Origin of the sequence: Corynebacterium sp. HMSC074A09, assembly GCF_001811545.1 — a bacterium.
In the GTDB taxonomy this organism is placed as follows: domain Bacteria; phylum Actinomycetota; class Actinomycetes; order Mycobacteriales; family Mycobacteriaceae; genus Corynebacterium; species Corynebacterium hiratae.
Genome location: NZ_KV805093.1, coordinates 1 through 24468 on the forward strand (window position 1 = coordinate 1; position 24468 = coordinate 24468).

The 24468-nt window shown below is 61.5% G+C and carries 23 protein-coding genes and 1 tRNA gene; 13 read left to right on the top strand and 11 right to left on the bottom strand.

Annotated features, from left to right (window positions below):
* The first annotated feature begins 104 nt into the window (after positions 1-104).
* Together HMPREF2807_RS00350 and HMPREF2807_RS00355 are read left to right on the top strand one after the other, a co-directional pair.
* Positions 105-1556: a membrane protein gene (locus HMPREF2807_RS00350; RefSeq protein ID WP_046647895.1), complete on the top strand. Its 1452-nt coding sequence runs from the start codon at positions 105-107 to the stop codon at positions 1554-1556.
* Positions 1557-1820: 264 nt separating this feature from the next.
* On the top strand, positions 1821-3326 hold the full coding sequence (locus tag HMPREF2807_RS00355; protein ID WP_070509569.1) for a hypothetical protein: 1506 nt from the start codon (positions 1821-1823) through the stop codon (positions 3324-3326).
* A gap of 66 nt (positions 3327-3392) precedes the next feature.
* Here the strand turns inward: HMPREF2807_RS00355 and HMPREF2807_RS00360 are convergent.
* Positions 3393-3469, bottom strand: a tRNA-Pro gene (locus HMPREF2807_RS00360).
* An 81-nt stretch (positions 3470-3550) separates the two neighbouring features.
* A complete protein-coding gene (locus HMPREF2807_RS00365) occupies positions 3551-4456 on the bottom strand; it encodes a metallophosphoesterase (RefSeq protein ID WP_070509590.1) in 906 nt (301 codons plus the stop codon).
* Positions 4457-4497: 41 nt separating this feature from the next.
* Between HMPREF2807_RS00365 and HMPREF2807_RS00370 the strand changes: the two genes are divergently transcribed.
* Complete coding sequence (locus HMPREF2807_RS00370) at positions 4498-4962, top strand: GatB/YqeY domain-containing protein (RefSeq protein WP_070509571.1); 465 nt, start codon at positions 4498-4500, stop codon at positions 4960-4962.
* A gap of 136 nt (positions 4963-5098) precedes the next feature.
* Here the strand turns inward: HMPREF2807_RS00370 and HMPREF2807_RS00375 are convergent, their stop codons facing one another.
* Positions 5099-7534: a transglycosylase domain-containing protein gene (locus HMPREF2807_RS00375; RefSeq protein ID WP_070509572.1), complete on the bottom strand. Its 2436-nt coding sequence runs from the start codon at positions 7532-7534 to the stop codon at positions 5099-5101.
* Between the two features lie 177 nt (positions 7535-7711).
* On the opposite strand from HMPREF2807_RS00375, the gene HMPREF2807_RS00380 reads away from it, so the two are divergent.
* From HMPREF2807_RS00380 to HMPREF2807_RS00390, 4 genes are read left to right on the top strand one after another with little or no spacing between them, the layout of a single operon-like run.
* The gene (locus tag HMPREF2807_RS00380; protein ID WP_175974779.1) at positions 7712-8047 is read left to right on the top strand and encodes a WhiB family transcriptional regulator; all 336 of its coding nucleotides are present in this window, start codon (positions 7712-7714) and stop codon (positions 8045-8047) included.
* Positions 8048-8060: 13 nt separating this feature from the next.
* Positions 8061-8222, top strand: a complete 162-nt coding sequence (locus tag HMPREF2807_RS13645) for a Sp36 family protein (protein WP_010189965.1) — start codon at positions 8061-8063, stop codon at positions 8220-8222.
* On the top strand, positions 8222-8680 hold the full coding sequence (locus HMPREF2807_RS00385) for a RidA family protein (RefSeq protein WP_046647890.1): 459 nt from the start codon (positions 8222-8224) through the stop codon (positions 8678-8680). The genes HMPREF2807_RS13645 and HMPREF2807_RS00385 overlap by 1 nt, the downstream gene beginning before the upstream one ends.
* Before the next feature lie 18 nt (positions 8681-8698).
* A complete protein-coding gene (locus tag HMPREF2807_RS00390) occupies positions 8699-9511 on the top strand; it encodes an MBL fold metallo-hydrolase (protein ID WP_070509573.1) in 813 nt (270 codons plus the stop codon).
* Positions 9512-9608: 97 nt separating this feature from the next.
* Here HMPREF2807_RS00390 and glxR read toward each other — a convergent pair whose 3' ends face one another.
* Positions 9609-10292 carry a CRP-like cAMP-activated global transcriptional regulator GlxR gene (gene glxR / locus HMPREF2807_RS00395; protein WP_046647888.1) on the bottom strand — a complete coding sequence of 228 codons (684 nt, stop codon included), beginning with the start codon at positions 10290-10292 and terminating at the stop codon, positions 9609-9611.
* A 300-nt stretch (positions 10293-10592) separates the two neighbouring features.
* Between glxR and nth the strand changes: the two genes are divergently transcribed.
* The 4 genes from nth to HMPREF2807_RS00415 are packed head-to-tail and all read left to right on the top strand — an operon-like array spanning position 10593 to position 13731.
* A complete protein-coding gene (nth, locus tag HMPREF2807_RS00400; protein WP_049157849.1) occupies positions 10593-11252 on the top strand; it encodes an endonuclease III in 660 nt (219 codons plus the stop codon).
* A 9-nt stretch (positions 11253-11261) separates the two neighbouring features.
* Positions 11262-11831 (top strand): redoxin family protein, encoded by a 570-nt coding sequence (locus HMPREF2807_RS00405; protein ID WP_070509575.1) that lies wholly within the window; start codon positions 11262-11264, stop codon positions 11829-11831.
* Positions 11828-12505: an NUDIX hydrolase gene (locus HMPREF2807_RS00410; protein ID WP_070509577.1), complete on the top strand. Its 678-nt coding sequence runs from the start codon at positions 11828-11830 to the stop codon at positions 12503-12505. The genes HMPREF2807_RS00405 and HMPREF2807_RS00410 overlap by 4 nt, the downstream gene beginning before the upstream one ends.
* 38 nt (positions 12506-12543) lie before the next feature.
* Positions 12544-13731: a MarP family serine protease gene (locus HMPREF2807_RS00415; protein ID WP_070509578.1), complete on the top strand. Its 1188-nt coding sequence runs from the start codon at positions 12544-12546 to the stop codon at positions 13729-13731.
* A gap of 669 nt (positions 13732-14400) precedes the next feature.
* On the opposite strand, the gene HMPREF2807_RS00420 is transcribed toward HMPREF2807_RS00415, so the two are convergent.
* From HMPREF2807_RS00420 to HMPREF2807_RS00445, 6 genes are all read right to left on the bottom strand, one after another.
* Positions 14401-16125 carry a dipeptide ABC transporter ATP-binding protein gene (locus HMPREF2807_RS00420; protein ID WP_070509580.1) on the bottom strand — a complete coding sequence of 575 codons (1725 nt, stop codon included), beginning with the start codon at positions 16123-16125 and terminating at the stop codon, positions 14401-14403.
* Positions 16125-17084 (bottom strand): ABC transporter permease, encoded by a 960-nt coding sequence (locus HMPREF2807_RS00425; RefSeq protein ID WP_046647882.1) that lies wholly within the window; start codon positions 17082-17084, stop codon positions 16125-16127. The genes HMPREF2807_RS00420 and HMPREF2807_RS00425 overlap by 1 nt, the downstream gene beginning before the upstream one ends.
* Positions 17077-18003, bottom strand: coding sequence for an ABC transporter permease (locus HMPREF2807_RS00430; protein ID WP_070509581.1), 927 nt, complete (start codon positions 18001-18003; stop codon positions 17077-17079). Before HMPREF2807_RS00430 ends, HMPREF2807_RS00425 begins: the two co-directional genes overlap by 8 nt.
* A 208-nt stretch (positions 18004-18211) precedes the next feature.
* Entirely contained in the window at positions 18212-19807 is a 1596-nt protein-coding gene (locus HMPREF2807_RS00435) for a peptide ABC transporter substrate-binding protein (protein ID WP_070509582.1), read from the bottom strand.
* Positions 19808-20029: 222 nt separating this feature from the next.
* On the bottom strand, positions 20030-20932 hold the full coding sequence (locus HMPREF2807_RS00440) for an alpha/beta fold hydrolase (RefSeq protein WP_070509586.1): 903 nt from the start codon (positions 20930-20932) through the stop codon (positions 20030-20032).
* Between the two features lie 102 nt (positions 20933-21034).
* Positions 21035-21529 (bottom strand): phage holin family protein, encoded by a 495-nt coding sequence (locus tag HMPREF2807_RS00445; RefSeq protein ID WP_046647879.1) that lies wholly within the window; start codon positions 21527-21529, stop codon positions 21035-21037.
* A gap of 104 nt (positions 21530-21633) precedes the next feature.
* On the opposite strand from HMPREF2807_RS00445, the gene HMPREF2807_RS00450 reads away from it, so the two are divergent.
* Entirely contained in the window at positions 21634-22323 is a 690-nt protein-coding gene (locus HMPREF2807_RS00450; RefSeq protein WP_070509587.1) for a type III PLP-dependent enzyme domain-containing protein, read from the top strand.
* Here HMPREF2807_RS00450 and HMPREF2807_RS00455 read toward each other — a convergent pair.
* Positions 22320-23135, bottom strand: coding sequence for an HAD family hydrolase (locus HMPREF2807_RS00455; protein WP_070509588.1), 816 nt, complete (start codon positions 23133-23135; stop codon positions 22320-22322). The genes HMPREF2807_RS00450 and HMPREF2807_RS00455 overlap by 4 nt on opposite strands.
* Before the next feature lie 318 nt (positions 23136-23453).
* On the opposite strand from HMPREF2807_RS00455, the gene HMPREF2807_RS13290 reads away from it, so the two are divergent.
* Positions 23454-24254: a DUF3800 domain-containing protein gene (locus HMPREF2807_RS13290; RefSeq protein WP_195914110.1), complete on the top strand. Its 801-nt coding sequence runs from the start codon at positions 23454-23456 to the stop codon at positions 24252-24254.
* The last annotated feature ends 214 nt before the right edge of the window (positions 24255-24468 follow it).

Consider the following 24468-nt stretch of genomic DNA (forward strand, 5'->3'; position numbering starts at 1 on the left):
ACTCCATGTCCAAAAACCCTATGGACATAACAAAGCTAGTTCCTGGCGGGGCTTTTCCGCGCGCCTGACCGCTTTTGCCCAGCGTGGGCGATAGTTTCTTTTACATGACCTCACGCCTAGCTACTCCTGCTGACGCTAACCGGAAGGTTGGCACCCGCGCACTCCTTCTCGCCCTCGTGCTCATCGTGCCGCTCGTTATCGGCGCGGTGGTTGCCACCGTGTCCGAGTGGCAGCCAGCCGAAGCCTGGTCCCAGGAGCAGGCGGGTGCGCCCAGCGATGGCACCATCGATCCCGCTGAGCTTTACGACGTCGCCCGGGCCCTCAGCGAAGCCAATGCCCAGGCGGGATTCCTGGCGAACGGCGCGCAGCAGCTTGCCGACGGCACCGGTGAGCTGAAGGATGGAGCCGGCGAACTGGGTGGCGGTGTGGACAAGCTAGCCGGCGGCTCGCAGGAGCTGTACGACGGTCTCGTCCAGTTGCAATCCGGCACCGCCCAGCTGGGCAACGGTGCTACCGAGCTGGCCGACGGCGTCGGCGGCGCCGTCGACCAAGTCATCGGCCTAGGCGTGGTCCGCGGACAGATCCTGCAGGCCATCGACGGCACCCTCAAGGACTTGGAAGGAAACAACTCGGCGGAGGCGAAGAACATCCGCTCGCAGCTCGGTGATCTGCGCAGCCAAGTGGAGAACTTCCAATTTGACCAGTCCGTTCAGGATCAACTGACGCAGCTGAAGGATGGCTCGCGCGAGCTCTCCAACCAGCTGGCCGTGAGCGGCTACGCCTACCACGATGGCGTCTACCAAGCCACGGAGGGCGCAAAGCAGCTCAATGCTGGTATTGGTGAGCTCAACTCCAAGGTCGATGAGGCCCTGCAAGGTGTGGACAAGCTCGTTGCCGGCGCAGAGAAGGTCGACGGCATGGCGCAGCAGAACCGGTCCAAGGTGCAGGGCGCGCAGCGTGCGCTGCCCACCGTAGCCGGACCTGCAGAGGGCGATAACGCGCCTTCCCAGCTACTGAGCCCCATCGTGGCCATGCTCCTCGCGGCTATCGCCGTCTTGGGCGGCGGGGTTATCGGAGCGCTGCTGACGCGCGTGGAGCGTCGTATCCTCGCGCTGCTGGGCGGCGCGGTGCTGATCGGAGTTGTGGTGGGCCTGCTCGTGGCACTTCTTGCTACCGGTGGAACCGCCGCGGCCGTGGCGTGGGCGGGGCTCGCGGCGGCGGGGGCCGGGGTGGCGTCGGCAAGCATTGTGTACGCACTCGTGCGCGGACTGGGGCTCGCTGGTTGGGGCCTGGGCAGCGTGCTCGGCGTAGCCCAGGTGGGCGTCGTGGGATGGGCGTGGAAAGCGGCCTCGACGGGAACCGATCTCAACGCCGCGATGAGTGCGCTCGTGCACCTCTTTCCCATGCAGTGGGCAACTTCCGCCATCACCGTGGCAGGCAATGGGGGGCAGTCCCCACAGCTGTGGACCGCGCTGGCTATTTTGGGGGTAATTTCGATCGCGGCTTTCGTTCTCGTGGGGGCACCCGCTAGGCACGAAGAAAATGGAAAAGCCTAGCTCAAAGGCCTGCGTGTGAAGCATCGACTGAGCCGGTAGAAGCGTTACAGAGTTTTTGAAGATTTATCTACCGTTGCGAGGGAAAATAGTGCTAGAGTGAGAATCGCTCACAAAGCCTACTTAGGGGGTAGGCAAACGGTTTCTCCAATCCGTTGTGAGTGATAGGGAATAGGGGCGACGCGGCTGCTGTAGGGGCACCGCGTCGTTTCCAATTTTCGGGGGTAAAATTGGCGGCACTGAACGCTGAAGAATTGGAGAATCACCGTGACTGACTCTCGCGATATCAAACCTTTTGCCGCCAGCCGTGGTCCCAAAATAACGTCGGTCGGCGCCATCGTCGGTGCAGCAGTGGCGGGAGGTCTGCTGCTCGGAGGTATTGGTGCGGGCGCAAGCTTGGCGGTCTTCGATGCGCCGGAGCGTGCCGATTTTGTCATGCAGCCAGCACAGCGCGAGGTGCAGGCCGACATCATGGACCCCGACGATGTGCTCACTCCGGAGGAGGAAGAGCGCATGCTTGGCGACGTCTCCCGGATCGCCGCCCCCGACGTGGTCCAAGGGCTGCACTACATGGTCTTTGCTAAGAACAAAGAAAACGTCAACGACTCCGTGGAGGAGTATTTGCGTGACAATCACCCGGAGCTTATCGGCAAGGATAAGTTTGCCGATGGCCAAGTCTTCGTCGGCGTCGGCCTCGATCCGCGCCAGGCCTTCGTCTTCGCGGGTGAGGACGTGGCCGAGCAGATGAAGCTGCGCAAGAAAGATAGCCATCTCGAGCAGTCCATCGAAGCTATAAGGCCGGGCGTGCGGGATGACAACATTCCTGCTGGTCTCTTTGCGGGTGCGGCGGCAGCGATCGACGTGGACCGTGCTGCGGATACCCAGTTTGAGAGTGCTCAAAATAACCGCGTTGGGGCGGCCATTGGTCTGGGGGTAGCGGGCCTGAGCGTTGGTGGCGCGGGTGCAGGCATCGTTGGCGGTACTCGCCGCAGCCGTCAGAAGAACGCGCAGCAGGCGCGCGAGGATTGGGATTATGTGTCGCAGACCTATACCGATGTGGCGCAGCGCCTGCGGGAGATCGATATCCGGGCGCACTCGCTGCAATCGGGTCTAGTGGATGAGCGCCTGCGCGAGGACTGGGAGGGCCTGCGCGATGACTTCCTGGCCATCGATGACAAGGTGGGTTCCCTCATGTCGATTCCGGCCGACGCACCGGACGAGCAGTTCCGCTCACGCTCCGTGCTCATTGCTCGTGCACGTTTGCTCTGCGAACGTGTAGAGACCGCCGAGTCCAACATCGAAAAGCTACACCGCATCGAGAACGCTGATACCGACACGCGCCGCTATGAGCTCTACGAGCTGGGCAAGGACCTCGCCCAGGCGGGTTACCTGGCTGCGGACATCGACTCGGCGCTTGAGCGCCACGCCAAGGAGCTGGAAGACGCCGCCGTGGCCCTGTCCAAGGAGCCGAACCACCCGCAGTTCATGGAGCGCTACTTGGAGCTCTTGGACCGGACTGCGCTGCTCTCGGAGCACCTGCAAGCACAGCTGCAGAAGGAGAACGAGGCCGAGGAACGCCCCGTACGCACGCATATCTATGACTCCCACTTCTTCGCCGGCTCTGGCTACCACGGTTACGTGCCCTTCTATGTTGTGAGCACCTGGGACAGCGACGCGACGGCCGCCCGCGATAGCTCTTCCGGTAGCAGCGGCGGCGTCAACAGCGGGTTTAGCTCGGGCTTTTCCGGTTCGGGTGGCTCCTCCAGCTTCTAGGAGGACGGGCGCCCTTTCCGCCGCCCGGTGAAAACGAAAAGAACCCGCAGTTTCCTGCGGGTTTAATGGTCGGGATAACAGGATTTGAACCTGCGACCTCTTCGTCCCGAACGAAGCGCGCTACCAAGCTGCGCCATATCCCGGTGTCTCGCTCTAAGCGGTACCGGAATACTGTAACGCACCCCAGCCTGAAAGGACAAAACGGCAGCGTGGAGGGGGTAATCCTAGGCGGCCTTCTCTGTGATACGCAGCAGCGTGGCGGACGGGCGGCAGAAGAGGCGGAAAGGAACGAACTTGGAGGTGCCCAGCCCGTTGGAGACATGCATGTACATCTCTCCGAATCGGTGCAGGCCCTCCGCGCGAACGCGGTCGATGCCGCAATTGGTCACGATGGAGCGCGAGCCCGCCACCTTGAAAGGCAGGCAGAGCTGGCCGCCGTGCGTATGTCCGGACAGGGACAGCTGGTAGCCGTCGGCGGCGAACTTCTCCAGGACGCGAGGTTCCGGGGAATGCAGTAGTGCTAAGGAGAGGTCGGCGTCCTCGTTGGGGGCGCCGGCGATTTCGGAGTAGTCATCCAAATCGTGGTGTGGGTCGTCCACGCCGGCGGCAGCGAGGCGGACATCGCCTACCTTGAACTCCACGCGGGCCTGGTTGGCGTCGTGCCAGCCGTGTTCCAGGAAGGCCGCGCGCATGCCCTTCCAGGGCAGGTTCACGTAGGAAGGTTCGTTCTTCTTCCCAATCAGGTAGTTGAAGGGGTTCGGGATGCGCGGCGCCCAGTAGTCGTTGGTGCCGAAGCAGAACATCCCCGGGCGGCTCAGCAGCGGGCCAAGGGCGCGGAGGACCTCGGGGACCGCGCGCTCGTCGGAGAGGTTGTCACCGGTATTGATCACCAAGTGCGGGTCAAGGGCATCGAGGCCTGAGACCCACTCGATTTTGGCGCGCTGGCCCGGGATCATGTGGAGGTCGGACACGTGCAGGATACGGAACTCGGACTCCTCGCGCAGCGTACCGGGCTCCAGCAGCGGCAGGGTGTACTCCTTGAGCTCAAACTTGGTGAGTTCTGAGTGCGCCCACGCGGCAACGCCTAGGCCGGCGGCGGCGAGTCCGCCAAGAACAGGGAAAATCTTCACCTTCACCACACTACCTGGCCGGCAGGCGTAGATTGAAGGGCATGAGTGAGTTGAAAGAAACTATCCGTGCTGACCTTAAGACCTCGATGAAGGCCAAGGACAAGGCCCGTACGAGCGCCATCCGTTCTCTGCTGTCTGCCATCCAAGCGGAGGAAACTACTGGTTCCCGCCACGAGATCACCGATGAGGACATCCTCAAGGTCATCGCCCGTGAGATCAAGAAGCGCCGCGAGTCTGCAGAGGTCTACGCGGAAAACGGCCGCCCCGAGTTGGCAGAGGCAGAGCTTGTCGACGTCCCCTTCTTCGAGGCCTACCAGCCGGAGCAGCTTGACGACGACGCCCTGAACTCCCTCGTCGCTGAATCTATCGCCGAGGTTGAGAAGGACTCCGGCGAGCCGGTGACCATCAAGCAGATGGGCAACGTGATGAAGGTGGCCACCGCCAAGGCCGCTGGTCGCGCTGACGGAAAGCGCCTGTCCACCGCGGTCAAGGCTGCCCTCAACTAGCGTGTTAGCGCAGGAGCGCTAGCGCCCACGCTGTAGCTCGTTTTACGCTTTAGCTCCTAGTCACGCTCTAGCCCGTTTTTACGCTTTAGCTCCTTGTCACGCTGTAGCCCGTTTTTACGCTTTAGCGCGCTAAGCGCTAAAGCCCGAAGAAATCCCGCACGTCGTTCGTCAAGCGGTCGACATCCTCTTGGGAGAACAGCGGGTCGGACTGAGTAGCCGGCTGGCCATTGTCCGCGCCACCGCCGTTGCCGCTCGGCGCTGATGGGGTGTAATAGCTGGAGTTGGAGGTGCCGGAGCTTGCGGAGTCGCCAGCGGAGCCGTCGGAAAGCTGCAGCGTTACCTCCGCACCCTTCTTAGTGCCGGATGCGCCGGTGATGACACGAACCACCTTGCCGTAGCCCACGCCGGGCGCGGGCACCTCGGTGGTTTTGACCACGTAGCCAGCCTTCTCCAGAGCGGAGCGGGCTTGGCTTTCGGACTTGCCCTTCAACCCGTCGATAAGCGGCGATACCGTGCCCGAATCATAAGCGCGGTCGTAGTCCGGCACCGTTCCCTTCAGCGCATCGGGAACGCGCGCGGCCATGGTGTAGAACGTTGATGCGGGCTCCTTGCCACCGAAGAGGTTGCCGTTGGCGCACTGGCGCACGGGCCCGGTGCACAGCGGGCTCGTGGTGGTGCCGTCATTGTAGATATACGGCGCGGCAGCAACCTCAGAGTTGAAGCCGAGGAATGCCGAGGACTGGTTGGACTCCGTGGTACCAGTCTTGGCGGCGGCCTTGCCGCTGAAGCCCGCAGCACGCGCAGAATCGGCCGCCGTGCCCTTTTCAGTATCGGCGGTCATGTTGTTTTCCAGCGCCTTGGCCACCTCTTTGCCCACCGCGCGTTCGCACGGGGTGTGCTTGAGGTACACCTCGTTACCGTGGGAGTCCGTGACCTCCTCGATGGGGTTCGGCTCGCACCACATGCCTTCCGACGCCACCGTCGCCCCCACGTTGGAAAGCTCGAGCGCGTTCACCGCCGTCGGGCCGAGCGTGAAGGAGCCCAGGTTGGAGTCCTTAATGTGGTCGGCGATGGAGGATTCGCCGTCGTAGCTGCCGGGCTCCTCGTAGGAGCGCAGGCCGAGCTTCACGGCGATGTCAACGATGCGCTCGACGCCTAGCTGCTCAGTGAGCTGGATGAAGGGGGTGTTGGGGGAGTAGGCGAGCGTGTCCTGCATGGTCATCGTGGAGGCGTAGCTGCCGGCGTTTTCCACGCAGTACTTGTTGGGTGGGCAGTTCTCAGCGCCGCCGAACCCTAGACCTTCCGCCTCGTAGCGCTTGGGCACTGCCAGTTTGTCTTTGATGCCATAGCCCGATTCCAAGGCGGCCGCGGCGGTAAAGAGCTTGAACACCGAGCCGGCGCCGTTGCCCACCAGCGAATTGGGCTGGGGCAGGAGGGTTTCGTTGTTGGCCAGGTCGAGCCCGTAGGTGCGCGAGGACACCATGGCGAGGACCTTGCGGGAATCAGTGCCCGGCTTGATCACGTTCATGACTTCTGCCACGCCCTCGGTATCCGGGGCGGTGTGGCTGCGTACTGCGTTGAGAGCTTGGTCCTGGACGTCGGGGTCAAGGGTGGTTTTCACGGTCAGGCCACCGCGCGCTAGATGCTCGCGGTCTATGCCCTTATCGGCGAGGTAGTCCATCACGTAGTCGCAGAAGAAACCGCGATCTCCCGCGCCGATGCAGCCATTGGGCAGCGTGGCGGGGCTATCCAACACCCCAAGGGGTTCTTGGGCATAGGCATCGGCGTCCTCCTGGGATAGAGAGCCGGTGTCGACCATAGCTTGGAGCACCACATTGCGGCGCTCGAGCACGCCTTCCTCGTTGGTATAGGGGTTGAGATACTCCGAGGACTGCACCATGCCGGCGAGCATCGCTGCCTGCGGCACGGTGAGGTGCGCGGCATCGGAGCCGAAGTAGGTGCGGGCAGCGGCCTCGATGCCGTAGGAGTGGTTGCCAAAGGGTACGAGGTTGAGGTAGTTGGTGAGGATCTCATCCTTGGAAAGCTTGGCGTCGATATCCGTCGCCATGCGCATCTCGCGCAGCTTGCGGGCTATGGATTGCTCGGTTGCGGCTTGGCGTTCTTCATCCGTGGTGGCGTTGACGAGGAGGAGATAGTTCTTCACGTACTGCTGATCCAGCGTGGACGCGCCCTGGGAGACGCCGCCCGCTGCCAGGTTGGTCCACAAAGCGCGGACGTTGCCCTGCAGATCGACGCCTTCGTGCTCATAGAAGCGGCGGTCCTCGATGGCCACAACTGCCTGCTTCATAGCGTCGGAGATCTCATCCGGCTGTACGGGATGGCGGCGCTGTTCGTAGATGTAGGCAAGGGGGTTGCCCTTGGCATCCAAGATGGTGCTCACGCCGGGGGTATCCCCGCTGGTGAGATCCTGGATGTCCGATTGCATCGTTTCGTTCGTCCTAGCAACGGCAACGCCACTGACGCCGGCGACAGGGGCGATGGCCAGCGCGATGAGGATGCCGACCAGTGCTGTGGACAGGACGAGCTTTCCCAGGGATTTGATGACAGTCACCCTCCACACACTAGTGCTTTAGGGCGACAACCGGGAGACCCCCCTAAAGTGTGACCTGTTAGACAGGTATACCGGTCTGTGAATAGACTTACCAATGGTACATAATATTCCGTCGGGTTGAGGGTTATTCACGATCTTCCACTACGACGGGGGGAACTTGGAAGGAGTTACCTAGCCATGGCAGTCAGTGTCAAAGGTGCAGGACGGTCCGCAATGGTAAAGAATGCCTCGTTAACCTCCGAGCGTGGTGAGTGGGTTACCCAAGCCAAGTGCCGCAACGGTGACCCCGATGCGCTTTTCGTGCGAGGGGCAGAGCAGCGTAAGGCCGCGGTGATTTGCCGCCACTGCCCGGTGCTGAACGAGTGTCGCGCGGATGCCCTTGATAACCGCGTGGAGTTTGGTGTGTGGGGCGGCCTCACGGAGCGCCAGCGCCGCGCCCTTCTGCGTAAAAATCCGCACATCACCAGCTGGGCGCATTACCTTGCTGAGGGTGGCGAACTCATCGGTATTTAGTAGCATTGGGCCCATGACTAAATGGGAATATGCAACCGCGCCGGTTCTTACACACGCGACGAAACAAATCCTCGATTCCTGGGGTGAGGACGGCTGGGAGCTCGTCACTATCACCCCGGGCATGAACCCGGAGAATGTCGTCGCCTATTTCAAGCGCCCTCTGGAGGAGTCCTAATGGGCGCCCTCGCACGCTTGGAAGAACTCGGTGTCGAGCTGCCTTCCGTCGCTGTTCCTCTCGCGTCCTATATCCCGGCCATCCAGGTAGGAAACCAGGTATGGACCTCCGGTCAGCTGCCCGTCGTGGGCGGCGAATTGCCTGCCACCGGCAAGGTTGGCGCAGAAGTGGACCTCGAGAAGGCGCAGGAGCTGGCGCGCACGGCCGCGCTAAACGCGTTGGCTGCCATCGATGGCCTCGTCGGCCTCGACCGTGTCACCCGCGTGGTGAAGGTGGTCGGCTTCGTTGCCTCGGCTCCATCCTTTACGGATCAGGCCGCGGTTATCAACGGTGCCTCGAACTTCCTCGGGGAGGTCTTTGGTGATGCCGGTGTTCACGCGCGTTCTGCCGTGGGGGTAGCGGTCCTTCCGAAGGATTCCCCCGTTGAGATCGAAGTTATCGTAGAAATCGCTGAGTAATCGGATAGGGTTAGAACCATGGAGCATCCTGCATATAGCCAATTGCGTCCCGTGAGCCAGTCCGTCGGTGTCGTGCTGTGCGATAATCCCAGCTACACCGCCTTGGAAGGCACCAACACGTGGATCATTCGCGCCGGAGAAGATTCTCGCGCCATTGTGGTCGATCCAGGCCCAGAGGATGAGGGGCATCTCAACGTTGTGACCGCGAAAGCGGGCGAGGTAGCACTGATCCTTCTCACTCACCGCCACGATGATCACGCCTCGGGCGCTCAGCGTCTGCGCCAGCTCACCGGCGCTCCGATTCGCGCGTTCGATCCGAACTACTGCAACGGCGCGGAGGCGCTTGTCGACGGCGAAGTGATCACCGTCGACGGCATCACCCCGCAACTCGAGGTGGTCCATACCCCTGGCCACACTGCGGATTCCACCTGCTTCTTCGTGTGGTCCGAAGAAGCTAAGAACTCCACCCTGGAGGGAATTCTGACCGGTGATACCATCGCTGGCCGTCACACCGTGCTCCTGTCTGAGACCGATGGTGACTTGGGTGCCTACCTGAAGACGCTGGACCTTCTCGAAGAGCGCGGCAAGGATGTAGCACTCTTCCCGGGGCATGGCCCGGACTTGGAGGACACCTCCGCGGTTGCCCGCAAGTACATTGACCGCCGCCACCACCGCTTGGATCAGATTAAAGAGGTCCGCGGGCGCCTTGGTGAGGATGTTGACGTTAAGACCCTCGTCGATGAGATGTACGACGACGTAGACCCGGTCCTTCGCCACGCCGCCGAGCAATCCACGCGCACTGCGCTGAAGTACCTCGCGGCTCAGAACTAAAACACCGCATAGGAAAATCCCCCGAGAAATTCTCGGGGGATTTTGCATTGGGCCACAGCCGCCCGGAGGCGGCATATGCTGGCTCGGCCTTTAAGACCTAGCGCGCGCGGCGAGCCAAGTGCTCGGTATCGACGATGAGCACCGACTTGCCTTCCAAGCGAATCCAGCCGCGGTGGGCGAAGGTGGCCAGCGCCTTGTTGACGGTCTCGCGGGACGCGCCGACGAGCTGGGCGATCTCTTCCTGAGTGAGGTCGTGGTTCACGCGCAGTGCACCGCCCTCTTGCGAGCCGAAGCGGTTAGCCAGCTGCAGCAGGGTCTTGGCCACGCGGCCCGGAACATCGGTAAAGATGAGGTCCGCCAGGTTGGCGTTGGTGCGACGCAGACGGCGGGCCAGCACGCGCAGCAGCTGCTGCGCAATCGCCGGATGATCGGCCACCCACTGCTTGAGCATTTCGGAGTTCATCGTGGCGGCGGTGACCTCGGTGACGCACACAGCAGACGAGGTGCGCGGGCCCGGATCGAAGATAGAAAGCTCACCGAACATATCGGACGGGCCCATCACGGTCAGCAGGTTCTCACGGCCATCCGGGGCGTGGCGAGCAAGCTTAATCTTTCCCGAGGTGATGATGTAGAGGCGGTCGCCCGGCTCTCCTTCCTCGAAAATGGTGGTGCCGCGCGGGAAACGGACGGTTTCCATTTGCTCGATGAGGTTTTGTACTGCTACCGGATCGACGCCCTGGAAAATGCCAGCGCGGGAGAGGATGTCCTGTACGCCTTCCACTGTTACTCCTTAAAGCCTGCGCAGCGAGGAAAACACTTGGACGCAAGCTGGTTTGGTCTATTTTGACGCACCTAGTCTCCAGTGCGCCACGAGGCACTGCACAACATCATACAGTGCAATTAGTCACTATTTCCACCAACGGGAAAAATAGTCACATGCCTTTACTAATCTGTTTAATTCTCGAAGGCCGTTGCCTCTAGCTTTTCCATGAGAATGGCAAACAGGGCGAGGCACAGCGGGACGAGGACAACGAGCGAAATCATGCTTTCCATTCTAACTTCCGTCACTAGAGTTACTTCTATGTCCCCTGACCTTTTTGCACAGCATGACGATGATACCGAGGAAGCGCGTGTTGCCCATATTCGTACCGCCCTCGCGGACGAATATCCCGATGCCGACTGTGAACTAGACTTCACCAACCCCCTTGAGCTACTCGTAGCGACAGTGCTTTCAGCACAGTGCACGGATGCCCGCGTCAACCAGGTCACCCCGGAGCTGTTCGCAGCCTACCCCTCCGCGCCGGATTATGCCGCCGCGGACCGCGCCGACCTTGAGCGCATTCTCCGCCCACTCGGCTTTCAGCGCATGAAGGCCGGCCACCTGTTGGGCATCGGTGAAAAGCTCGTCGCGGACTTCGACGGGCAGGTACCACGCGGCATCGACGAGCTCACCTCGCTGCCCGGCGTCGGCCGCAAGACCGCGTTGGTGGTGCGGGGAAATGCCTTTGGGCTGCCGGGAATCACCGTGGATACCCACGTCACGCGACTGAGTCAGCGGCTCGGTCTGACCGAGGCGAAGACGCCGCGGGCGATTGAGAGGGACGTCGCCAAGCGCGTGCCCGAAGAGGAACAAACCGTATTCTCTCACCGCCTCATCCTCCATGGGCGGCGCGTGTGCACCGCCCGGAAGCCGAAGTGCACGGCCTGCGTCCTCGCCCCATGGTGCCCGTCGCGGGGTTAAGGTGGAGCAATGAGCCAGTATTCTCGGTGGCCCGGATACGTGAAGGTGAGCATCGCAGCCATTGTTGCGCTGGCGGCACTCGCGTTCGTCGGCGTGGTGAATCTCCTTGAGGATGATGAGCCGGAGGTCCCCGTCCCCGAGGCGCAGGAGCAAGAAGTAGCCAAGCGTCCCAAGTGCCCCGAGGGGCCCATTGCTGGGGTGGACCTTCCCTGCTTAGGAGCGGCCGGTACCGCCGCGGCCAAGGATATCCAGATCGTCACGGTGTGGGCGTGGTGGTGCGAGCCGTGCCGCACGGAGCTGCCTTTCTTCGAAGATCTCGCGCGCTCACACTCGACGTGGAATGTCGTCGGCGTGCATGCGGATGCGAACGCCGCCAACGGTGCTGCGCTTTTGAGTGACCTGCAGGTCGACATCCCCAGCTACCAGGACGAGGATGGGACCTTCGCTGGCGAGCTCGGGCTGCCGGGCGTCATCCCCATCACCCTCGTGGTGCGCGATGGCAAGGTGGAAGAGAAGTTCATCAAACCGTTTAGCTCCGCCGAAGAATTGGAGGCGGCCGTCGAGGAGGTTCTTCAGTGAGCCGCCTGTTTCCTGCTCACGCCCCGGAGTGGCTGCGCCCGGCGCTCGGGGTTGATACAGACAAGGTCCAAGAACGCCTCATTCGGCATGTCCCGGCCGCCAAGCGCCGGCGTGAATCGGCAGTGTTGGTGCTCTTGAAGGGCGAAAGCTTCGCAGACGGTGAGGTGTTGCTTACGCACCGCTCGCCCTCGATGCACTCGCACTCCGGGCAGATTGCTTTCCCCGGTGGGCGCAAGGACGAGGAGGACGCCTCGCTTGTCGACGCCGCCCTGCGCGAAGCCGAAGAAGAAACCGGCCTCGACCGCTCCGCCGTCACGCCCCTTGAGCAGTGGAGCAAGCTGGATATCCCAGCTACCGGCAACACCGTGAGCCCGGTCCTGGCGTATTGGCATAAACCGGGTGACGTGTGGCCGGCGAGCCCCGCGGAAACCGATGATGTCTTCACCGTCCCTTTGCGGGAGCTGGCGGATCCCACGAATCGCATGATGGTGGGATTTGGCCGCTGGAAGGGGCCGGCGTTTCGGACGCGGGGCTACCTGGTGTGGGGCTTTACCGCGGGAGTGCTGTCTGGGCTGATGGATCATGCGGGCTGGAGCGTGAAATGGGATAAGAAAATGGTTCACGATCTGCGTGAATCACTCAACCGCTCCTTGAATAATGAGAAGATAGGTTAGTTTCTGCCCCTTTTAGCCCTTAAGAAAGCATTCCCTCTGTGTCTCTTGCTGTTGACATCCTGATCGTGGTTGCCGTGCTCCTCGCTGTTCGCGTGGGTTGGCGGCAGGGCGCCTTGGCAGCGGTCCTCGCCGCCGTGGGAATCATTGCGGGGCTGGTGCTGGGAACCGTGGTTGCCCCGCTGGCGATGGGCTTGGCGGACCAGGCCGCCGTGCGCTTCTTGTTGGCTGTCGGCGTGCTCATTCTGCTGGTGGGCTTAGGGCAGCTGGTGGGGACGTCGCTTGGCATGGCGTTGCGGGACCGCATGCGCACCCGCTCGGGGCAGCGCGTGGACTCCTCAATTGGTGCGGTATTCCAGGCGGTGGCGGCCATCGTGGTGATTTGGTTGGTTTCCCTGCCTTTGGCATCCAACCTGGGTGGCCGGCCGGGGCAAGCGCTGCGTGAGTCGCACGTACTCAGCGCGCTCAATGCAGCGGCACCCTCGCGCCTAGCGGCGCTGCCGAACGGTATCGCAGCACTACTCAACGAGTCTGGGCTGCCGCCGCTGGTGTCTCCGTGGGAGCGCTCCGGTGCCGATGTGGAGGTGGATGCTCCCGCAGTGAACATCGAAGACCCTGAGCTGGCGGAACGCGTGCGACCTTCCGTAATCCACGTGCTGGGGGATGCGGAGGCGTGCTCGCGCCGGCTGATGGGCTCGGGCTTTGTTACGGAACCGGACTACGTCATCACGAACGCCCATGTTGTGGCCGGCACGGATAAGGTTCACCTCGATACTGTGCTCGGGCTCAAGGAGGCGCACGTGGTGTACTACAACTCGGATGTGGACATTGCGGTGCTGCATAGCCCCGGGTTGGGCTTGGAGCCTTTGCCGTGGGCGGAGCAAGCGGCTGTGACGGGGGATGATGCCATCGTCTTGGGCTTCCCGCAGTCGGGTCCGTTCACGGCGGAGCCGGCGCGCGTGCGCGACCGGCTGACCATTGCGGGGCCGGATATCTACTCCACGGGCCGCGTGGAGCGCGATGCCTACACGGTGCGCGGCAGCATCCGCCAGGGCAATTCGGGTGGCCCGATGATCAACCCGGAGGGCCAGGTGCTGGGCGTTGTGTTTGGTGCCTCCGTGGAGGACTCCGACACGGGCTATGCACTCACCGCGGACGAGGTGCGCGGCCACGTGGGTGACGTTACGCAGCTTGTCGACGCCACCCCAACCGGCTCCTGCGTCTCATAGGTTTCTGGAATAGGTCTTCGGCGAGGGCGGGCGAGTGAATTAAAAGCCCATTTGCCCTCTGCTGACGTCTCGTTGAAAGTCCACAGCAGCCTGACGAACTTCGGGATCATGGCTATGTGTTCGTTTGTTAATGCGGTGGTGCATCATTCCTGCGGGGAGGGAGATGAGTAGGACAGCCAAAAGAATTATCACGATGGAAGTGGACATTATGCGTTCCTATCCCCGACTCCCGTGCCCACTCCAAGCAAGGCAGGCGCGAAGCTGGTAATCAGTAACGCCTGGCTTATTGAAGATGTCTCGGCATGTGTCCGGATTTGGATACCATCCGGTGCATTGTGATCCATTCTCGTATTCGCAGATTTTGAACGGTTGCACGTTGGTGGCGGCAGCAGAAGGTCCCGCGCCAGATGTGGTGAGCGCCAAACTGAAAGCTAAAAGGGTGATTTTCTTCATCAGAATTCCTTGTGTTAGAGATCCTTTAGAGTCCATAGAAGTGATATGGCTCACCGTACACTTTATGGAATTGCTGGTTGTTTTTCAACAGTCTTGGGTCCAGTAATTGCATATAAAGACCATCGTCTTTCGCGGCCCGCTATCGCTGGTATAAAGGCCCGTCAATGCCGAACCCGCCAACCACAGCAAGGTTGACGGGTAGTCGGCGCGCTTGAGCTAGATATCCGTGCCGATATCGAGGTGCATACCCGGAACCGAGTTGATGAGGTTGCGGGTGTACTCCTGCTGGGCGTTGTCGAAGATATCGTCGGCGGTGCCCTGCTCGACGGCCTGGCCCTTCTTCATCACAACTACGTCGTCGGCAGTCTGGCGGACCACTGCGAGGTCGTGGGTAATGAAGAGGTAGGACAGGCTGAGCTCCGACTGCAGCTCCGCGAGCAGCTGGATGATCTGGTTTTGCACCAGCACGTCCAGGGCGGAGACAGCCTCATCGAGGACGATGACCTCTGGGCGCAGCGCCAGCGCGCGGGCAATGGCGATACGCTGGCGCTGGCCGCCGGAAAGCTCGTTGGGGTAGCGGCGCATGGCGGAGCGAGGCATGGAGACCATGTCGAGAAGCTCGGCCACGCGGGCCTCACGTTCCTTGCGCGAGCCCACCTTGTGCAGCGCCATAGGTTCCTCGATGCACTTGTAAATCGAGTACATCGGATCCAGCGAACCATAGGGGTTCTGGAAGACCACCTGCATCTTGCGGCGGAGCTTGAACAATTCCTGCTTCGACAGCGTTGAGGTGTCGCGGCCCTCGAATTCGATGGTGCCGGAGGTCGGCTCCAAAAGACCCAACACCATGTTGGCGACCGTGGACTTGCCGGAACCGGACTCGCCCACCAGCGCAAGGGTGGTGCCGCGGCGGATGTCGAAGGAGACGTCGTCGACGGCCTTCAGTAGCTTCTTGCCGCCGCGCTGGCCGCGGATATCGAATTCCTTGGTGAGGTTACGCACCGAGATGACCGGGGCCTGAGCCGCGGAAGATGAACCTTCAGCGGAATCTGCAGCGGTGGAACCAGAGTCGGAGGCGGTGCCGATCGCCTCACCCGACTTGAGCTCCTTGGCCTCCACACCAGCTTCCTTGGCCGCGCGGATGCGGGAGGAGGCGAGGGAAGGGGCGGCCTTGACAAGGCGGCGCGTGTAGGGGTGCTGCGGGGAGCGCAGAATCTCTCGCGAGGGGCCCGACTCGACGATCCGGCCGCGGTGCATCACGATGAGGTGTTCGGCGCGCTCGGCTGCCAGACCAAGGTCGTGGGTAATGAAGAGCACGGCGTTGCCCAGCTCCTCGGTGAGGTGCTCCAGGTGGTCCAGGATGGTCTTCTGAACAGTTACATCCAGCGCGGAGGTGGGCTCGTCGGCGATGAGTAGCTTCGGGCGGGCGGCCAGGCCGATTGCGATGAGCGCGCGCTGGCGCATACCACCAGAGAACTCGTGGGGGTACTGCTTGGCGCGCCGTTCGGCGTCGGGAAGCCCGGCTTCCTCCAGAAGCTCCACCACGCGTTCGTGGCGCTTGGAACCCTCCACCACGTTGTTAGCTTTGAGGGATTCCTCGACCTGCGTACCGATGCGCCACACCGGGTTCAGGTTGGACATCGGATCCTGCGGGACCAAGCCAATCTTGTCGCCGCGCAGCGATTCGAATTGCTTGTTGTTGTAGTGAGTGATGTCCTCGCCCTCGAAGAGGATCTGGCCGCCGGTGACCTTGCCGGTGCCCGGCAGCAGGCCCAGGATGGACATCGCCGTGGTGGACTTACCGGAACCGGACTCGCCCACGATGGCCACGGACTGGCCCGGGTAGATGGACATGTTGACGCCACGCACTGCCTCAACCACGCCGGTCGACGTGGTGAAGGAGATGCGAACGTCCTTCATTTCAAGAAGTGGGTTAGTCATTAACGCTTCCTCGCCTTCGGATCGAGTGCATCGCGGACGACGTCACCCATCATGATGAAGCTCAACACGGTCAGGCCCAAGGCACCCGCCGGGTAGAACAGGACTGCCGGGGCAACACGCAGGGAGGCCTGCGCGTCGGAGATGTCTCCGCCCCAGGACACGAACGTCGGCGGCAAGCCGATGCCCAGGAAGGACAGGGTGGCCTCGGCGACGATGTAGGTGCCCAGCGCCACGGTGGCGTAGGAGATGATGGGCGCGGCTGCGTTCGGCAGGATGTGGCTGAACAGGATGCGCCAGCTCGACGCGCCGATGGAGCGTGCGGATTGTACGAATTCCTCGTTCTTGATGGAGACCACCGCGCCGCGGGTGATGCGGGCGATGGAGACCCAGCCGAAGAGGCCGAGCACCAAGACCACCGTGACGATGGTGCGGTGCTCCTTGAACATCTGCATGACCACGATGGCGGCGAGCACTAGCGGGATGGCGAAGAAGATGTCGGTGATGCGGGACAGGACGGAGTCGATCCAGCCGCCGAAGAAGCCGGCGATAGCGCCGATCATTGAACCAAGCACCACGACGAGCAGCGTGGTGAGGATGCCGACGGCGACCGAAGCACGCGCACCGTAGATCACGCGGGCATAGATGTCACAACCCTGGCGGTTGAAGCCGAAGGGGTGGCCTGGCTCGGCGGGGGCGAGGGACCTGGATAGTTCGCACAGGCGCGGGTCGGTGCTAGTAAATAGACCCGGTGCGATAGCCAGGAGGACTGCCACGAGAATCATCACGGCAGCGACCCAGAACAGTGGGCGGCGGCGCAGGTAGCGCCACGCTTCGCCCCACTGAGAGGAGGGAGCGGACTCGTCCTTGACGGCGTCGACCGCGCCGAGACCCGTTTCATCGGTTTCCGAGACGAAGTGCTCTTGGCCCGGATAGGGAGTGGTTTTCTCGAAATTAGGCATAGCGAATCCTCGGATCAAGTACGGCGTACAGGAGGTCAACGAGCAGGTTGGCGATGATGTAGATGATCACCAACACCGTGGTGAAGGAGACGATGGTGGTCGGCTCACCGCGCAGAATGGCCTGGTACATGGTGCCGCCGACGCCGTTGATGCCGAAGATGCCCTCGGTCACGATGGCGCCGGTCATGAGTGCGCCGATATCGGCGCCGATGAAGGTGGCCACAGGAATCAGCGAGTTGCGCAGCACGTGACGGCGGGTCACCGCGCCGTTGGACAGGCCCTTGGCGCGGGCGGTGCGCACGTAGTCGGCGCGCAGGTTCTCAGCCACGGACTGGCGGGTCAGGCGGGTGACGTAGGCCAGGGAGAGCGCGCCGAGCACCATGGCCGGCATGAGAAGGGACTTCACCGTGGCGTTAGCGCCGACGGTAACCGGCAGGACGCCCCACTTAATGCCTACGAGGTACTGGAAGACGAAGCCGATAACGAAGGAGGGCACGGCGATGACGAGCAGGGAGATGACCAACACGGTGGAATCGAAGAAGCCGCCGCGGCGCATACCGGCGAAGACGCCGAAGAGGATGCCGAAGACGGATTCAAAAATGATCGCCATGACGGTGAGCTTCACGGTAACCGGGAAGGCATTAGCCATTACCTGGGTCACGGGCACGCCGGAGAAGGTCGTGCCGAAGTCCAACATGAAGATGCCCTTGATATAGAGCAGATACTGAATGATGAACGGCTTGTCGAGGTTGTATTCAGCCTCAATGCGGGCGCGGGCAGCCTCGGTGAGGCCGCGGTCACCGCCAAGGGCTTCGACTGGATCGCCGGGCATCAAGAAGACGAGCGCGTAGATGAGCAGGGTGGCTCCGAAGAACACCGGAATCATCTGGAGCACTCGGCGCCCGATATAGCGCAGCATAGTGTGGTCCTTTACTCATTGTGGGGCAGGTGCTTGCCAGCGTTCTCCGATTTTTGGGACGCAGGTCAAAGCTTACGAGAATTCTAATGTGTGATCCCACGCTCCGGGAAATCTATAGCGCGTTTCTAATCACACTTCGGGGGTGAAAACGTGGGGCGACCCCCGCTCACGGAGGTTGCGGGGGTCGTGCGAAGTAGCAAAGGTGGCGTTACTTCTTGGTGATGTTGTAGTACACCGGCTGGGACTTCCAGGAGAAGACGACGTTGTCGACGTTCTCGGAGTAGCCGCCGGTGGCGTTGGAGTACCACAGCGGGATAGCCGGCAGGTCCTTGAACAGGACTTCCTGGGCCTCGGTGTACTTCTTGATGGCGTCTTCCTCAGAGGTGGAGGTCAGGGCTTCGTCGAGAAGCTTGTCAAACTCCGGGTTGCTGTAGTCGCCGTCGTTAGAAGAGCCGTCGGTCTTGTAGAGCGGGGTGAGGAAGTTGGCCTGGCTCGGGTAGTCCGCCTGCCAGCCGGTGCGGAAGGCGGTTTTGATGGTGCGGTTAGTCACCTCATCGCGCAGGGACTTGAAGTCCGGGTATGGAGCGCCGACAGCCTCGATGCCGAGGGTGTTCTTGATGGAGTTGGTGGTCGCGTCCACCCAGCTCTTGTGGCCGCCGTCGGAGTTGTAAGCAATCTCCAGAGTCGGGTTATCCCACTTGTTGAGCTTGTCAGCCTCAGCCCACAGCTCCTTGGCCTTCTCCGGGTCATACTTCAGGACCTCGTTGCCCTTGATGTCCTCGGAGTAGCCCGGCATAACCGGGGAGGTGAAGTCCTTGGCCGGGGTGCGGGTGCCCTTGAAGATGGTATCCGTGATCTCCTCGCGGTTGATGGCATGGGAGATAGCCTCGCGGCGCAGGACTCCTTCCTCGCCGGAGTAGTGCTCGAGGTTCTCACCCAGGGTGAAGGACTGGAAGATGGCAGTCGGCTGGTTCACTGCACGGTCGCCGAGGTCGGCCTCGTAGACGTCGAAAGCGGAGTCCGGAACGGCGTCGAGAACGTCGAGGTTGCCCGAGAGCAGATCGGCGTAAGCGGCGTCCTGGGAGGCGTAGAAGACGAACTTGATGCCGTCATTCTGCGGGGTCTGGCCACCCTTGTACTCCTCATTCGGGACGACGGTGGCGTCCTGGTTGTGGTTCCACTCGGTCAGCTTGTACGGGCCGTTGCCAATCGGCATCTGGCCGAAGGCATCCATGTCTTCCAGGGCCGACTCGTGCAGCGGGTAGAACGCGGAGTAGCCCAGCTGTGCCGGGAAGTCCTGCTCCGGGCTGTTCAGGGCGATGGTGAAGGTGTGGTCGTCGACGACCTTGAGGCCCTCCATCTTTTCGACGCCTTCCTCGAAGCCCTTGATGTTGGCAAAGAAGGAAGCGTTGAGCTGGTCGTTGGCCACGGCGTAGTTCCAGGCGTCCACGAAGTTCTTCGCGGTGACCGGGGAGCCGTCGGAGAACTTAGACTCCTTGAGCTTGACGGTGAACTCGGTGTTGTCGTCATTCGGCTCGATGGATTCAGCCAGCTCGTTCTGAGCTTCGCCGTCACCGTCGTAGTAGACCAGGCCGGCGTAGATGGAATCGACGATACGTCCGCCGCCGACCTCGTTGGTGTTGGCCGGGATGAGCGGGTTCTGCGGCTCGGAGCCGTTGACGGTGACGATTCCATCACCGGAGCCGGAAGCAGAGTCTGAACCGGAGTTGTCGCCACCACAGGCCGCGAGGGTGAGCGGCAGGGTAGCGACAGAGAGAGCAGCGAGTGTCTTCTTGAGCGTCATGTAGGGCTTAGACCTCCGTGGTGCGAAAGATGTAGAAAACCTGTGATGTTGGTTTTATATGAAGCTACCGCGTGGCTCGTCTCATATACAAGGAATTGAAAAATATGTCCTGTGATAAAAGCTATAGGGCGGTAGGTATTCTTTCTTAACCTGCGGTTTTGTCAACGAATTAAAAAAGTCCCCATCCCCCTGAGAGGGGTGGGGCACGGAGGGCGGTGAATGTTACCTATCTCGCAACCATTGGATAATGGTCTGAGTAAAACCATGCGGGTTCTCAAGATAGGGCAGGTTCTTGGACCCGGGGATAGTGGTGGCGGTGAAACCCCCACGGCAGCGCCGCGCCGCCCGCCGCGCAACTGGCCGCCACAGCATCTGATCGGCATGAATGAACAGCGTCGGGCACTGCACGGTGAGCTCGAGCCAACTCAGCGGAACCACAGCGGTACGCAGTCGGTGGTTCCAGATGATTCCCCGGCGGACGTTTCCTATGCGTGACGACGTCACGCGCAGGCGCAGGGCCTCCTCGCGCTCGGCGCCGTTGAAGGATCCGAGGGCGTCGAGATCCATCTCCCGAAGGTAGGTGGACTCCCGCAGTAGGAGTCTCGGGGCGCCAATTTTTCCTAGGCGGCACAATGCTGCGCGCAGGAGAACCCACCCGAAATCCCAGGGGCGTGCGGCGATGGCGCGGCGTAAATCAGCCGGGTGTGCTGCCGAAACAGAAACCAGCCCGCGTACCCGCTCGGGCCGCTCGGTAGCCAGCGCCCAGGCCACCGCACCACCGGTATCCGCGCCAACCAGGTAGGCGTCATCGTGGCCTAATGCGCGGATGGCACCGCTGACATCGCCAACCGCCACGCGGATATCCTGACCGGGTTCGAGCGGTGGTTTATCGGACATGCCAAAACCGCGCATGTCGAGGGCAGCGACGTGGAAGCCGGCGTCGGCAAGCAGGGCAATGACATTCCGGAAGTCGAACCACCCACCAAAGGAACCATGGAGCAGCAGCACCAACGGGTTCTCCGGGTCGCCAGCGGTAGCGGCGTGCAGGCGGATGCCGCGCGTGTGCAGGAACTCGTGCTCAAAGGGGCCGTCAAGCTCCACTACGGAGGGCGGTAGGGGATTCATAGGGGCGGGCCTTTCGAAGGGGGGAGGGTAGATAGACGAAATCCGCCCCGAACGCAGATGCTCGGGGCGGGGCTGTAAAGAGAGAGAAAGGACCCTGAGGGTTTAGGTGTAGAGACCACGCTCGATGGACTTCTCAGCCTTACCCGGAACCAGCTTCTTGAGTTCCTTCGTGGACTGGATGGTCTTCTCCGGAGCCTTGACCTGCTTGACCTGCTTGAAGCCGATAAAGGCCACGACGGCGGCCAAGACAACCATAATGAGGAAGACAATCAGGAAGGCCGCCCAGCGGTCGAGCCATACGGCCAGCAGCTCCGCCAGGAAGAAGAAAAAGAAGAAGGAGCTATACAGCGCCACGGTGCCAGCCACACCGAACATGCCCGCGCCGATGCCGCCCTTCTTGGCAGAAGCAGCGAGCTCGGTCTTGGCCAACTCGACCTCGGAGCGAACCAGCTGGGACATCTGCTCGGTGGCGTTGGATACGAGCTGGCCGATGGATGCCTCGCCACGGCGGGAGGTATCCGCATCGCTCAAGGGAATGCTGTCTACCTTCGGGGCGAACTTGTTGGACCCGTCAGTGAATAGTCCGTCGTTGCTCACGGTTTAATACTCCTACTGTTTTGTCGCAATCTATATCGGCCATAGTAATGAACTTTCCAGAGTTCATGTGGTGCGGCCCGCAAAGTGGGTACGGCGTTATTGTAATGGGTATGCCGCATTCTGACCCGCTGACCCCGCTGATGGCCCTATCTGGGGTGGAGGATAACGCTGCTTCTGCCGCCGCCGCGATAGCGCGCGTGCACCGCCGGCCCGCGGGCTTGCGCAAGTATGACGTTATTTCTTCCGAATCGCTGTTGCGCGGTGCGCGGGCGGCCGCGGCGATCGACGGCGCGCCGCTTGAGGCTGACGGTATCCCACCCGCGGTCAGCGCTTATTCTTTGCTCGCTCCGGAAAAGCAGCAGGCTACGGTGCGGACCTTCGCACGGGCCCCGCTGCAGGTCTTGGCCAGCATTGATGTCGCGGCGGGCGGCGCGGGCCACCCGGATCAGGAGCCGGCGGTGGCGCAGGCGCTGGCCCAGCTCATCACGCGCGGGGCCGGGGTGGATTTTGACCGCTTGTTGCCGGTGGTGGTGCACGCGGAGATTGCTGCGCGCTCGCTGTTCGGTGCGCGCAGCACCGCCGTGGCGCTCGTCGCCGCTCGCACTGCCGCTATCCATACGGGCTTCGATCCGCGGGGATTCGCCGTGCCTGAGACCTACCTCAACCGTCATCGCGCGGACTACCGCGCGGCACTGGACACCTACGACAAGGATCCGGCCGCACTTATCACGCTGCTTTTCGACGCCTGGGAGGCCGGCGCCCGCGAAGCCGACGGCATCGCGCAAGCGGCCTAATCGCGCAGCTGCTGCCGTGCAAATAAAATCCCGCCGACGACTAAGGCTGCGATGCCGGCCACGACCGCCGAGCCGATACCGAATTCGCGTGCGCTGGGTGCGGTGAAGAGCGGAACGGGATGCTTGAACGTGCGGATTTCCCAGTCATGAGCAAGGGCATGCTTCTTCAACAGGCGGTCCGGGTTCACGGCCACGGGGTGGCCAACTTGTTCCAGCATCGGGATGTCCGTGGCGGAATCGGAGTAGGCAAAAGATACGTCGGGGTCGACGTTGAGCTCCTGAGCAATGCGTGCCAATGCCTCGGCTTTTGCGGCGCCTTTGCAATAAAACAGTATCTCTCCGGTGAAGCAGCCGTCTTCCTCGGCCAGCTCGGTGGCCACGACGTGTTCGATGCCCAACTCCTGCGCGATGGGCTCGACCAGCACGCTTGCCGACGCCGAGATGATCACCACCTCGTGGCCGGCGGCGCGGTGGGCGTCGATAAGCGCGCGTGCCTCCGCATAAATGGCAGGGGTGACCACTGTGTGCATGGTCTCCACCGCGATGTCGTGGACTTCCTTGACGGACCAGCCGGCGGCCATGGCGGCAAGCTGATCGCGGGTTGTGTCCATGTGTTCACTGCTGTGCCCGGCGAGCATATAGCTGGCCTTGGCTAAAGATAGCTGGAGCGCCTCGGCGTGGCTGATGAGACCGTTGTGCATGAACTCGCGGCCGAAGGCATAGGCCGAGGATGTGGCAATGATCGTTTTGTCCAAGTCGAAGAACGCGGCCGCGCGGGTGGCGCCGTCAGTGGGGAAAGGGGTACCGGTCATCGAGGAAGGCCTGCCGTCATTGTGCGAGTTACCCTGCTCATCGTAGCCTCTTAGCAGGCAGAACCGGGAGTGCATCGGCACGGTGTTAGGGATCTCAAGGAATGTTGTCGCTCGCTGTTGTCATCTGTTCCCTCGCATGTCATAATGTGATGTGCAAGGCCCCGATATACAGTGCGGCCTGCCCCGGCGCACCCCCCCGATGCCGGGTTACCGATGGCCCGCGCACACCCCCCCGAGGCGCGGGCCATCACCTTTTTAATTTTTCCGCCATCAAACTGTTCGTATTTAATGTCCTGGCGTGGCGATATAATCTCAGTCGTGACAGGCTATCGTTCAAATTCTTCCTCTCGCCGAGGAGGTTCCGTTCCCCCTCAAGTGAGTTTGCCACTTGCTACAGAAAGCACCGTCTACTTTGTTGATGAAGCAGGGAGTAAAGGAACTTTAGGGAAGTATTTTGTTGTTGCGGCTGTTCGAACGGGGGATCCTGATTTCCTTTCGAGAGAGATTAAGGCATGTCGTGAGCAGCACAACTTCACAAAGGCTGACGAGATTAAGTTTTCGAAAGTCACTAAACACTCTGGACCTATTTTGCTGGAGATTTTTCAAACAGCGGTAAACGCGGGCTGCTCGTTTGGTGCTTTTGTTCTGGACAAGAGACATTTTGATCCATGGAGTAGCCGAGAACAGTGGCAGGGGCATTTGTTCGCGACAGATCGGCTGTTACGGGGGTTGGTTACTCGGCGTGAGGTTGGGGTGGTGCTGCTTGATCACATTGATGTTCCTGTCGGGGTTTCCTATGGAGATGCGCTGGTGAATTCTCTCAATCAGAGATTTGGAAATAAGCGGTTTGCAACGGCGGTTAGCCTGGATTCTCGGACGTGTCCGGCTCTGCAGGTGGCGGATTTGCTAGCTAGTTCGGTTTTCCATGCGCGAAAGAAGATCGAAGACGTGGGTTTGGAGGCCTTCTTGGAAGATCGTTCGCCAAAGGCCAGGCTTTCGAAAGGTATTGCGGCTGCATTAGGTGAGAGTCACTTCAGTGACTGCCGTACATCACTTTTGAAGATTGAGACAAGCCATGAGAGGTCATTGACAGAATTGAAGCGCCAACGATACTCTTAAGTGAGGCGCTGAACGCCATAGCCGCAGGCTAAAAGCAAGCGCCCCTCGGGCCGAGTCTCAGACTCACCACCCGAGTTTGATGGCTAACCAAGCCATTATCTACCGCACTTATTGCGATACCCTCGAGCGTGGCTCGGGGGTATTTGCTTTGGGGCACTCAGCCCGGCGCGGGGCCCGCTTAAGGGCTTAAGGGACATTTCGTGTGGATTTGCGG